8 protein-coding genes are annotated in these 13,039 nt (G+C 41.4%); 3 read left to right on the top strand and 5 right to left on the bottom strand.

The window, feature by feature from the left end; translation table 11 throughout:
* Positions 1 to 381 precede the first annotated feature (381 nt).
* From MoGM_RS03220 to MoGM_RS03200, 5 genes are all read right to left on the bottom strand, one after another.
* Complete coding sequence (locus tag MoGM_RS03220) at positions 382 to 2,526, bottom strand: peptidylprolyl isomerase (RefSeq protein WP_104368738.1); 2,145 nt, start codon at positions 2,524 to 2,526, stop codon at positions 382 to 384.
* Between the two features lie 127 nt (positions 2,527 to 2,653).
* Entirely contained in the window at positions 2,654 to 3,913 is a 1,260-nt protein-coding gene (locus tag MoGM_RS03215) for a hemolysin family protein (protein WP_233210148.1), read from the bottom strand.
* Positions 3,910 to 4,560 (bottom strand): LPS export ABC transporter periplasmic protein LptC, encoded by a 651-nt coding sequence (lptC, locus tag MoGM_RS03210; protein WP_104368745.1) that lies wholly within the window; start codon positions 4,558 to 4,560, stop codon positions 3,910 to 3,912. The genes MoGM_RS03215 and lptC overlap by 4 nt, the downstream gene beginning before the upstream one ends.
* 65 nt (positions 4,561 to 4,625) lie before the next feature.
* A complete protein-coding gene (locus MoGM_RS03205; protein ID WP_104368737.1) occupies positions 4,626 to 5,927 on the bottom strand; it encodes a hypothetical protein in 1,302 nt (433 codons plus the stop codon).
* Positions 5,905 to 6,666 carry a type III pantothenate kinase gene (locus MoGM_RS03200; protein WP_104368736.1) on the bottom strand — a complete coding sequence of 254 codons (762 nt, stop codon included), beginning with the start codon at positions 6,664 to 6,666 and terminating at the stop codon, positions 5,905 to 5,907. Before MoGM_RS03200 ends, MoGM_RS03205 begins: the two co-directional genes overlap by 23 nt.
* A gap of 33 nt (positions 6,667 to 6,699) precedes the next feature.
* Between MoGM_RS03200 and MoGM_RS03195 the strand changes: the two genes are divergently transcribed.
* The 3 genes from MoGM_RS03195 to secA all read left to right on the top strand — a co-directional run bounded on the left by MoGM_RS03195 (position 6,700) and on the right by secA (position 12,929).
* Positions 6,700 to 7,944 (top strand): DUF4105 domain-containing protein, encoded by a 1,245-nt coding sequence (locus MoGM_RS03195; RefSeq protein WP_104368735.1) that lies wholly within the window; start codon positions 6,700 to 6,702, stop codon positions 7,942 to 7,944.
* 4 nt (positions 7,945 to 7,948) lie between these two features.
* The gene (locus tag MoGM_RS03190; protein WP_104368734.1) at positions 7,949 to 9,520 is read left to right on the top strand and encodes an alkaline phosphatase family protein; all 1,572 of its coding nucleotides are present in this window, start codon (positions 7,949 to 7,951) and stop codon (positions 9,518 to 9,520) included.
* A gap of 64 nt (positions 9,521 to 9,584) precedes the next feature.
* The gene (secA, locus tag MoGM_RS03185; RefSeq protein ID WP_104368733.1) at positions 9,585 to 12,929 is read left to right on the top strand and encodes a preprotein translocase subunit SecA; all 3,345 of its coding nucleotides are present in this window, start codon (positions 9,585 to 9,587) and stop codon (positions 12,927 to 12,929) included.
* Positions 12,930 to 13,039 lie beyond the last annotated feature (110 nt).

Raw genomic sequence — 13,039 nt, 5'->3', positions numbered from 1 at the left:
TTTAACACTCTATTCTCATTGTTTTAACAAATGCACCGGAATTTCGGCTTGTGCCGCTTCTTTTCAGATTGTTCTATCAATATGTTGCTATATAACAGCTGTATAATTCCAAATCTGAAAAACTAATGACAAAATGATATTAAATCTCACAAAAACAGCAATATTAATTCCGCCAACGAGTTAACTTTGTAAATATTTATCCGCATAATCATATTTCAAATACATTTAACAGCACGCAAATATACCACAAAAAATCTATAAACAAAATATTATTACGATACACTTATACCCCCCAAAAAAAAGAAAAAAGCGTCACGAAAGGGATTGTAGTACCCTGTCCGTGACGCTCATATCATGTAATAGACCTATTCCTTCAGATTATCAGAAGAACAGATAGCGGTTATCCACTACATCAGCCGTGATATAAAGCTCATTCATAAAGCGATATGCTGCCTGAGCCGCCTGCTGCGAGAGTTGGGCTTCCATTGTCTTCGCATCGAACTTAGCACCCGCACGCTGTGATTTCTTAACCACGTTGAACAGGTAGGCGCCGCCATTACCCTTGATTACACGTGGACTAAACTGTCCCTGTTTTACAGCTGCAACAGCTCCACTGAGTGCAGGTTCACTTGTACCTGTTGCCTGTACAAACACCGGTGCTCCAAAAGTAATCTGATTCACATCGTTAACCTGTGCACCTTTTGTCTTTGCGGCAGCGATATTATTTACACCGGCCAATTTCTCTTTAAGCATGTCAAACTTCTTGTCGCGAATAACCTCTGCTTTCAGCATATCCTTCACATCTTCCACATCACGATAACCGACAGGATGTATCTTTGTCATCACAATAACAAGCATGTGATCGTTGTTTCCACACTCATAAAGAGGAGATATTTCATTTTCTTTTGCATCAAATATCCATTTCATGGCATCACGTGTGCTACGCACTCCAACCACATTGTGCTCAGAATTTACCATATCCCTGCGTTCAAGAACTTGATAACCGTTCTTCTTAGCATTCTTTTCAAGAGCCTCAAGTGTGCGGCTTTCACTCACATACTGGCTGAACTTATTATAAGCAGCAGAATATGTCTCCTTTGAGAAATCTATAGTTCGCTTAATTACAGCTGCAGTATACTTATCAACCATCGCCTTTCGAGCCGTCACCTGAACAATGATATTACCCTGAGGCATTTCGAGATTCTTTGTCTCATTTACCCCGAGTGAATTGATTGTCTCAAGATATGCCTTTGAATCTGGATCTATCATCTGGCTGTTCTCATACATTGCAGATGTAAGCCATTGCTTAGCACCGTCCTGATTATATTTCTTTGCCAAAACTTCAAAGTCTGCACCGCCTTGAAGAGCATTGTATACGCTGTCTGCTGTCTTGCGAGCTGCCTCAACCGTGGCTCCACCAACCTGAATCTGACGATACTCAACCGAGTCAGGCATCTGTGTCTTAGCGATGAGCTTAATTACGTTGAGTGTGTTATCGCGTGTTGTCTCAAACGGCTGCGTGGTCTGTCCTACAACCATTGAGTCGAGTTTGGCGGAAATATCGCTCGGAAACGCTTTTGACGTAACGGGCATCCCTGTATATGCTATCTGCGACTGTGCCTTACGAACGACATTTGCCGGCTCTGCACCGCCCTGAAGTTCAGTAGAGGCATCTTTCATACTCTTCATCAAAGCCTTGCGGTCTGCCGCCGATGGCAATACCTGCACATCAACATATTTGATGTCGCGAGTCTCGACATATTGCTTGAACATGTCTTTCTTTTCATCGTATTTCCTCTTGATATCGCTCTCACTTACCTCTACTTTATTATCGTTGATTGTAGAATATGCCATAGAGGCCAACTGTATGTTGCTTTCCTCGTTCTGTGCTTCGAAAGCCATCTTGGCTGATATCGGATTAGAAATCAGACAACCGGTAAATAGTAGACGCTGATATTTCATGGCGAGAGTCTGCTGACGTAGAGTTTTCTCTATAAATCTCCAATAGTTATAGATCTTCTGATACTGGTCTGCCATCTGTGGGTTCTGCCCGTTTGCCATACCCTTATAGTCTGCCAAGAACTTTGTCAGCATGGAAGCATCAAAACGTCCTGTCTGCTGATTAACAAAAGGAGACTGCATAAGAAGAGGATTCTTACCCTCCTTGAGAATATTCTGCAACTCGGTATCTGTAACCGTAAGTCCCAACTTACCGGCCTCACTTGCCAACAACTTGTTGTTCACATATGTCTCCCATACCTGATCCTTGATGCTGTTAAGTTCTTCCTCCGTTAAATTGTCACGCCCCTGTGTCATTTTGATCACTTCCTGATATTCGTCCACAAGAGCCTGAAAGTCTTGCACCGAGATCTTTTCTCCCAAAACCTCACCCACTTGCTGGCGTTTCTCGTTTTGTGTCGCCTCACAAGAGCGTACCGCCTCCTCGGCGATGAACGCAAAAAGACCCAAACCTACAATACCGGCAAGGATTGCGCCTCTTTTTCTGATTGTTCCTAATGCTGCCATTACTTTTTTATTGTTTTATTATTTTATTTTCATTCTACTCTGCAAAAGCAGATATTGTTAATTTACTTTAGTGGACAAAATTACTAAATTTATACTAAACAGCGGTATAAAACGTAAAAAAAATAGTCTATTGAAGGACTTTTAGCTTCACCACCTCTATTTTTGTCATCGTATTCTTAACTATCTTAAATTCATAGTTCCCGACTTTCACTATTTCATTAAGTTTCGGGAAACTTTGATACTCGTGCAATATCAAGCCACCAAGAGTCATATAATCGTCACTGGCTGGCAAATCAAGACCGAACATCTCATTCACCTTTTCTATTTCAAGACGTGCAGAGAGCATGTATTCATCATTATCCATCCTCGTCGCAATATAGTTTGTACTATCATGCTCGTCTTCTATATCACCAAATATTTCTTCCACAATATCTTCGAGTGACACTATTCCACTGGTACCGCCGAACTCATCCACTACAACTCCAAGGCTCTTTTTCTGTTGAAGAAGCATGTGCATAAGTTTTCTTGCTGCCATAATCTCCGGAACATATGGAATAGTGCGAATATGGTTTTTCCATGTCTGCGGATTACGGAACATCTCCGACGAATGGATATAGCCTATGATATGGTCTATGTCATCTTTATAAACAATAATTTTCGAGAAACCACTCTCGATAAAACGATTCTTTAAATCATCGACACCACATTCATCTATATCCACAGCCTCTATCTCCGTCCGAGGTACCATGCAGTCGCGAACTTTCTTATCCGAAAAATCAAGAGCATTATGAAATATACGAACCTCTTCTTCTATCTCCTCATCGTTTTTGGCATTATCAATACTGCTCTGAACAAGATAATCAAGATCTATCTTAGTAAACTCTGCGCCCTCCTTCTCCTTTCGCATTTTCACCCCTGCCACACGAAGCAACAGACGGGAAATAAAAGTTGAGAAACGGGATATAGGATACAATATCACATAACAGATGTATGCTGGTATGGCAAAGATTGTGAGCAAAGTATTAGGGTTGCTTTTGAATATGGTCTTTGGCATAAACTCACCTGTGAACAAAACCACAACAGTTGAAAGAATTGTGTCTGCGGTGACACGCTCACCATCACTAAGCGCAGAAAACAAAGTAGCATCGAATATCTGCGCAAACAATATACCATAGATGACAAGGGCTATATTATTGCCGACAAGCATTGTACTCACAAAATTATTCTGATGCCGATAGAAATATCCTATCGCTTTTTGAGCCAATCCGTTTTTACCACGCTCCATTTCTGCCAATAACCTATTGCTTGAAACAAAAGCTATCTCCATTCCCGAAAAGAAAGCCGAGAATACCATCGTTATCAATAATCCTATGATCTGCTGAGTCATTGCATATTTTTATTGGTTGCCGCCCGTGGCGTAGCTGCCGGACGTACAAACTGTTCTACCGTTGCTGTGTCTGATTTTTCCTGCGCATCACTTTCAATAGGCTCGCTTTCCATATCTGATTTCACAAAAGAACCTTTCGAATTAGACACTGTGTAATGCGTCATTTTCTCATCACTACGGAAATATGTACCCTGCAAAGTTCTCTCTGGAGTCACAAGTCGTGAAAACTTATAAGAGTAAAGTTCATGAGTAAGTCCGTCCCAAAACAATTCCTCACTATTGAAGATCATTCCATTGACATTGCGGATGCGTACTCTGCCGCGAAGTTCCCATAACTTTTTCTGATCATAATACCATGCCGTATCTGCCTGAATATAAGCCTGTACATGAAATTTCTCATCAAACTGCTCAAAGAAAATACCTTTTATGAAAGTCCAACGCGTTGGCTGCTTGATTTGATTGACATCCCATCGTTCTGTTACAATGCGATATTTAATAATTCCTGAATCCGAAATCAACGTATTGACACCAAAACTTGTCATCACAGATACGGAATCACGTTCATGAATAGCCGGTGCCACATGTTCCTTACCCTCCTCACATGACAAGAAAAACAAAAGAGCGCCAAGGATGAGAAACATTCTCATCCTCACTGCGTCCATTATATCATTATCAGACATAAAAACATCCAATAGTAGTATAACAATCCGCATTACCTCACTTTCATCTTCATGAACCAAGGCTCATTGAAAGTAAGACCGACATTTATACGAAATGTATTTTCCGTTATCAATTCTTTAGCAGACGAATGAACCCACTGCCCACTGATATTAAGAACAGAACGCCTGTCTGAATTTACTACTGGTATTCCAAAACCCGCACTGACACTGTATTCCTTTGGTCCCTCTTTACCGTTTACCGTCACATAAGGTGTCGCATAAGAAACTCCAAACCGATAATTCACACGGCTTAGGAATTTCATTTTCCGACTATTAGGAGTAAACTTACCTCCAGGTGTCCATTCACCTCCAAAAGTAAGCTTGGTACGGTCTTTAAGCAAACCGCCTTTCAACTGATACAGCCCCGTCTCTGCACTTGTCTCAGGTATATCAAGACTCCCCCACTTTTGCAGCGAATAATCAAAACCCAAAATCAATTTACCTTTATAATCCCATGAAAGACCTGCACCGAACATATCAGGAATGCTTAAACCATCAGCGACAACATACTCAGCGTCAGTAGAAACATTGGTCTGACTGTTCTGGTTCGTAATCAAAGACTTAGCGTCTGCACCTAAATTATGACCAAGACCATAAGTAAGACCTAATGTCAGTATATTTTCTTTAAGAATCTCTTTTTGCCACTGTAATCCCAAGTCTATTTTATAGCTACTCACATCAGTGCTATACGTCTTTGTTACAGTATTGACATAGCTGTCACTATTCGTTATTGATACATTCTTTTCATAAGCCCCCCATAAATAGGAGAAATTGGCACCTATTGAAAAACCGTCAAAAAAGTTCCAGCCTGCACCGACATAAGCCTGATGAATGCCTCCTGAACCACTGTATGTCTCAGTGGAAATCATGTCAGACAAGCCGACTTTCGACATAGCGGAATAGTTGTAGCCGATATTTGTAAACGGAACAACACCTGCACTGAAACCGACATTGGGCAAAACCCTGAATGCTGCCACTGCATATTCAAAATCAGCGTTTCTCGCATTCAATCTCTTTCCGCCTTCCTTAAAATTAGTCAACTGACCGGAAAGTCCCACGTCAAAAACCATCGTGAGAGAATCTACCGCCGAATAAGATGCCGGATTAAGGAAATTCACCTGATCGCCATTCCTCATTCCCAACGCCAAACCGTTCATACCACGGTTAAAACCTTGTGACTGATCCGACAAAACACCTAATCCGTATTGGCTATATGGGGAGTTGGTGCCGCTTTGCGCTGTTGCTTGTATGGTCATAAATCCCAATATAACACTATTTAATATTATTCTTTTCATTATGGATTAATTCGTTGATATTATAAAGAAGTATATAATTAAGTCCTTTTGGAACTATCAATTTGTCTACAAAGATGCACTTTTTTTCTGAAATGCGCAAATTTAGCTGTACTCCACCTGTTAAATAAACCAAAAGGTTAGGATATTTGGATGAGAAATCATTTATGTACCCCTCTATCTCATATTCCACACCGTGCATGACTCCATTCCTTATAGCCATTTCCGTTGTCTCACCTATATCAGACATCATCCCTTTTCGTTCCACAAGAGGGAGAGCGTCAGTAAAAGTATGGAGTGACTTTAGTCTGACTGTCGGTCCTGGCGAGATATTTCCTCCAAGATATTCCCCATCGGAATTAATAAAGTCATAAGTAATGCATGTGCCGACATCTATTATCAATATATCACGTCTTTCCACCGAGCAGAAAGCACCTACAGCCGCCGCCAATCGGTCTGTTCCCAATGTGGCAGGAGTTGAATATTTATTAATAACAGGTATTGGAGTAACACCAGAAATCAACCGCATAACAGGAAAAGACAAATTCCCTATCGCACTTTTAAACTCATCCGACAGATTGATTACAGAAGAATATATGCCATGCTCAAAATGATATTTCTCACAGAAATCATTCAATTTAAACAACTCATCACAATCCATCCTCATCTCTTCAACAGGAGTAGTGTCATTGAAAGCAACGAGTTTTACACATGTATTACCGATGTCTATCGTTAAATTCATTTATGCAGTTTTCGCTTACAGCGTGCAAAATTATTGAAAAAAAACGAAATAATAGCACCGAAAGTAGAAAAAAGAGAGTATTTTTGCATCGTGAAACAATTAAAAAGTGTTTTTAGAATTATCATTTCAGCCATCTTTCTGATGGCTGTGAGTGGTTTTACGCCTGTTTATTCACAGACCAGTACCACAAGAACCAACGACTCAATCGAAATAAGTCTGCTAACATGCTCACCGCATGATGCCATATACAGTCTCTACGGACATACAGCGATAAGATACAAAGACCTGACAACAGGAGGAGACTGGGTTTTCAATTATGGGGTTTTTAATTTCCGAAAACCTTTTTTTGTACTGCGATTTGTCTTTGGAAAGACGGACTATGAACTGGGTGTTGTTCCTTTTCATATTTTCCAGAAAGAATATGAACGTTTCGGATGCCAAGTGAACGAACAGGTACTGAACATCACACATGAAGAAAAAATGAAAATCATCAATGCCTTGGAAGAGAATTATCGTCCTGAGAACAAAGTATATCGATACAACTTTTTTTATAACAATTGCACAACACAGGCAAGAGATATAATAGCAAAAAGCATCACGGGAGACATCGTTTATAAGAAAATTAATAACGAAAAAAAATCATTTAGAGACGAAATACACGATTATACGGAAAATTATCCATGGGCGTCTTTCGGCAACGATTTGTGCCTTGGCTTTAAAGCGGATAAGACCATGACACTTGTTGAAAGCCAGTTTCTTCCTGAAAACCTGATGAGAGATTTTGACAATGCGCAAATTGTATATGACGGAAAGACAAAACCACTCGTAAAATCAAATCAAATAATATTAAAATCAAATACAAACGAAGCGTCTGTAACCATATTTCGCCCAATATTATGCGCCTATATATTCCTTATTATAACATTTGTTATCTCTTTTAAGGAATACAGACGACGCAAAACAAGCATTGTATTTGATGTATTTACCATGCTCATTACCGGCATGGCAGGCATAGTTGTCCTGGCACTTCTTTTTTCTGAACACCCTACTACAAGCACTAATCTGCAAATATTGATTTTAAATCCAATATCACTACTGTTTATTCCCACGGTAATTAAAAAGAAAAAAAACTCATATTGGCATATATATGAGGCTGCGATTGTTTTATTCTTAATAGGATCTGTTTTTCAAGATTATGCAGAGGGAATGACAATTGTGGCATTATCTTTGCTGATTAGAAGCTGGATGCATACTAGAATTATGACGAAAAGCGCATGAATAAATGAAATACAGATATCTGTCATTAATAATATTAGCTGCATTTGCCGCACAAGGACATGCACAAATCAGCACAGTCAAATCAGTTCCAAAGTTGGTCGTCAATATTTCCATCGACCAATTGAGAACCGATTATTTGGAGGCATTCACTCCTTTATATGGAAATGACGGATTTAAGAAATTGTTTGAGAAAGGTATCTTATATACAAATGCCTCCTACCCCTTTTCTCCAATAGACCGGGCATCGGCCATTGCCACGCTTTTCAGCGGTACTACACCTTATTACAATAGTATAATAAGTGCACGCTGGTTGAATAAAGAAACCCTGCGGCCGGCCTACTGCGTTGACGATGACAAATATCCGGGACTACAAACAAAAGACAAATCATCTCCCCAAAACATCAGTTCATCCACCATTGGAGACGAGTTGAAAGTGGCTACAAACGGCAAGGCTGTTGTATATTCAATATCTCCATTCAGAGATGCTGCAGTAATATCGGCCGGACATGCTGGGGATGGTGCCGTATGGATTGACGACGAGAACGGAAGTTGGTGCTCATCAACATACTACTATGAGTCCATGCCTGGATGGATATGGGGCTACAACAGTTTAAAATCACTTTCACAAATCAGCCATACGGAATGGACTCCGGTTACAGATTTATCCGGCAATTTCTGTTATTTCATGAATGGCGGAATGCAGAAACCATTCAAGCATAAATTCAACAGTTCGAGACGATACCGTGAGTATAAAACAAGCGGTCTTGTAAACGAAAGCATCACAAACATTGCCTTGCAATGTATGACAAGCAATGCCATGGGAACCGATGGTTTTACCGACTTGCTCAATATAACATACTACGCGGGAAATTTCGACCACAAGACAATAAACGATTGTCAAATGGAGTTGCAAGACACATACGTTCGGTTGGACAGGACAATTGGTCGACTTATAACCGACATAGAACATAAAATAGGCAACGACAACGTATTGTTCGTCATTACAAGTACTGGATATTGTGATGAAGAGAATGCGGACTATTCAAAATTCAAAATACCATCAGGCGCATTCAATATTGCACGCACAGCCAACCTGCTAAACATGTATTTCGGTGCTATTTGGGGACAAGGGAAATATGTAGAGACATGTTTCGGTCCGCAAATGTTTCTTGACCACAAGCTATTGGAGCAAAAACACATCAGCCTTACAGAAGCGACCGAGCGCGCTCAAGAGTTTCTCTCCCAAATGTCAGGGGTAAGAAACGTATATACTTCATTACAACTTCTTTCCTGCAACAACCAACGTATAGACAAGATACGAAACGGTTTTCACCATGAGAGAAACGGTGATATTCTCATAGAAGTTGCACCTGGCTGGAGATTGGTTAATGAAAATAACATGGAGAATACCCTCTCCAGGGCATCTTTCATACAGTTTCCGGTCATAATATACGGTGCGGGAACGAGAGCCGAAAGAATAGCCTTGCCTATAACAGTAGACCGCATCGCTCCGACTGTTGCAAAATTCATAAGAATAAGAGCACCGAACGCATGTTCCGCTGAGCCGTTATTCTGAGAATAACCTATTTTCAATTAACAATCATCCTAAATTAAGAAATAAATAAAAAACGTCATACAAAATGAACTTTAACAAAATCCTAAAATCACTGTTCGGTGATAAGTCATCCCGAGATATGAAATTAATCCAGCCTTTGGTAGAAAAAGTAAAGGCTGTTTATCCCGAGATAGAAAAACTCAGTAACGATGAGTTGCGAAATAAGACAATCCAGATAAAGCAACATATCCAAAATTCGGCAGAAGAGCAAAAACAAAAGATTGCCGAACTTAAATCACATATAGAAGACACACCTATCGATGAACGTGAAGGGATATTCAATCAAATAGACAAGTTGGAAAAAGAGATACTCGAAATCTATGAGCAGAAGCTTGATGAAGCAATGCCCGAGGTTTTCGCTATCGTAAAAGAGACAGCCAAGAGATTTGCAAACAACGAGGAGACAATTGTTACCGCCAATGATTTCGACCGTGAATTGGCCTCAAACCCTAAAAACGATTTCATCACCATAGACGGCGACAAAGCCATATACCATAATCATTGGACTGCTGGAGGAAACGACCTTAAATGGGAAATGGTCCATTATGATGTACAGCTCTTCGGTGGAGTTGTTCTTCATCAGGGTAAAATCGCCGAAATGGCGACAGGTGAAGGAAAGACCCTTGTGGCCACATTACCAGTATTCCTCAACGCCCTTACCGGTAATGGCGTACATGTAGTCACTGTAAACGATTATCTGGCAAAGCGTGACTCCGAATGGATGGGACCGTTATATGAGTTCCACGGATTATCTGTCGACTGCATAGACAAGCATCGCCCAAACTCACCGGAACGCCGCAATGCATATCAGGCCGACATAACATTCGGTACAAACAATGAATTCGGTTTCGACTACCTTCGCGACAATATGGCGACATCGCCCGCTGATCTTGTGCAGCGTGCCCACAATTATGCCATTGTCGACGAGGTTGACTCCGTATTAATCGATGATGCCCGTACCCCACTTATCATATCTGGACCTGTACCCAAAGGAGATGATCAGATGTTCGAAGAGTATCAGCCGCTCGTTGAAAGTATTGTCGACGTTCAGCGTAAATTAGCTACACAGTATTTGGCTGATGCCAAACAAAAGATTACGGAAGGACGCCAATCAAACAATCAAAAACTCATCGATGAAGGCTTCCTATCCCTATATCGTTCACATAAGGCATTACCGAAAAACAAGCCATTGATAAAATATTTGTCGGAAGAAGGAATAAAATCGGGAATGCTCAAAACCGAAGAAATATACATGGAGAACAATAACCGTCGCATGCCGGAAGCTGTCGAGCCATTGTATTTCGTTGTGGATGAGAAAATGAATTCCTGTGATCTCACTGATAAGGGCACAGACTGGTTGGCAAATAAAGTCAACGATAAAGAATTGTTCGTTTTACCCGATATCGCTTCACAATTATCTGAACTTGAAGCAGAGAAAAACCTGAACGATGAAGAACGTCTCAACAGAAAAGACGAACTGTTAAACCATTATACAATCCAAAGTGAACGTGTGCATACATTGCAACAGTTGCTCAAAGCGTATACAATGTTCAATAAAGATGACGAATATGTTGTCATCGACGGTGAAGTGAAAATCGTCGACGAGCAGACCGGACGTATCATGGATGGTCGCCGCTGGAGCGATGGATTGCATCAGGCTGTGGAAGCCAAGGAACATGTAAAAGTTGAGGCGGCCACACAGACATTCGCCACAATCACTTTGCAGAATTATTTCCGCATGTACCACAAGTTGGCCGGAATGACCGGTACCGCATCAACCGAGTCTGGTGAGTTCTGGAATATATACAAACTCGATGTTGTCGAAATTCCAACAAACCGTCCGGTACAGAGAATAGACATGAATGACCGTGTCTACAAAACTGCAAGAGAAAAATACAATGCAGTGATTGAAGAGATAGAGAAGATGCGCAACAGCGGCCGTCCGACACTTGTGGGTACCACTTCCGTAGAGATATCAGAATTGTTGTCCAAGATGCTCACCATGCGCAAAATTCCTCATCAGGTTCTTAATGCCAAGTTGCATCAGAAAGAAGCCGACATCGTGGCTCTTGCCGGACAGAGCGTAAACGGTCTTGGAGCAGTCACAATTGCCACCAACATGGCCGGTCGCGGTACCGACATCAAGTTGTCCGCTGATGTGAAAGCCGCAGGCGGACTCGCAATCATAGGAACAGAACGTCATGAAAGTCGACGTGTAGACCGCCAGCTCCGCGGACGTGCCGGTCGTCAAGGCGACCCCGGTTCATCCATTTTCTTCGTTTCTCTTGAAGACAAGCTGATGCGTCTGTTCGCTGCTGAACGAATCGCCAATGTAATGGACAAACTTGGTTTCAAAGAAGGCGATGTACTCGAAGCCCCGATAATTTCAAGCACGGTTGAAAGAGCGCAGAAGAAAGTTGAGGAGAATAACTTCGGTATACGTAAACGTCTCCTCGAATATGATGATGTGATGAATAAACAGCGTACCGTCATCTACGAGAAACGCCGCCACGCACTCATGGGCGAACGCATAGGAATGGATATCTCGAACATAATATGGGATCGTGTGGTCAACATTATCGCCAACAATGACTATGAAGGCTGCAAAGAGGAATTCATGCATGTATTCGCAATGGAAGTACCTTTCTCCAATGATGAGTTCGTAAACACAAAACATGACATTCTAGCAGAAAGTTCATTCCAGTCCGCAATGGACGCATTCAAACGTAAGACAGAACGTATACAGACTGTGGCCTGGCCCATCATAAAGCAAGTATATGAAAATCAGGGAGCTATCTATGAGCGCATAATGGTACCAATCACGGACGGACGCAAAATGTACAACATACCATGCGATCTCAAAGAAGCGTATGAAACGGAATGCAAAAGCGTGATTAAACAGTTTGAGAAATCAATACTATTGCATATCATAGATGATTGCTGGAAAGAAAACCTGCGCGAGCTTGATGACCTGAAACACAGCGTGCAGAACGCATCTTACGAACAAAAAGATCCACTTCTCATCTTCAAACTCGAAAGTGTAAAACTTTTCGACAATATGGTTAACTCTATGAACAACCGCATTGTAGCCATACTCATGCGCAGCGGTATTCCGGAGATGCAACAGGAAGATGTGCGTGAGGCGGCTCCCGAGCAGCTGGCACAACATCCTCAATATACGGAGAATAAGCACAACCTGTCTGACGAACAACTTACAGACCCTAATCAGGCCGCAGCGGCAGCTCACGACACCCGCTCGCCGCAACCTCAAGCTCCCATCGTCAAAGACAAACTGCCTGGCCGCAATGACCCATGCCCATGCGGAAGTGGCAAGAAATTCAAGAACTGCCATGGCCGCGGACTTGTATAAAAACAAGCCGCATACATATTAGAATAACCAACTAAAATAATCGACAGGCACGGAAATATCATTATATTATTGTGTGCCTGTCGATTATTTTTATATATAAGACTTATACC

Source organism: Prevotella sp. MGM1 (genome assembly GCF_002933775.1).
GTDB lineage: Bacteria > Bacteroidota > Bacteroidia > Bacteroidales > Bacteroidaceae > Prevotella.
This window is presented reverse-complemented; position numbering and strand designations above follow the sequence as displayed.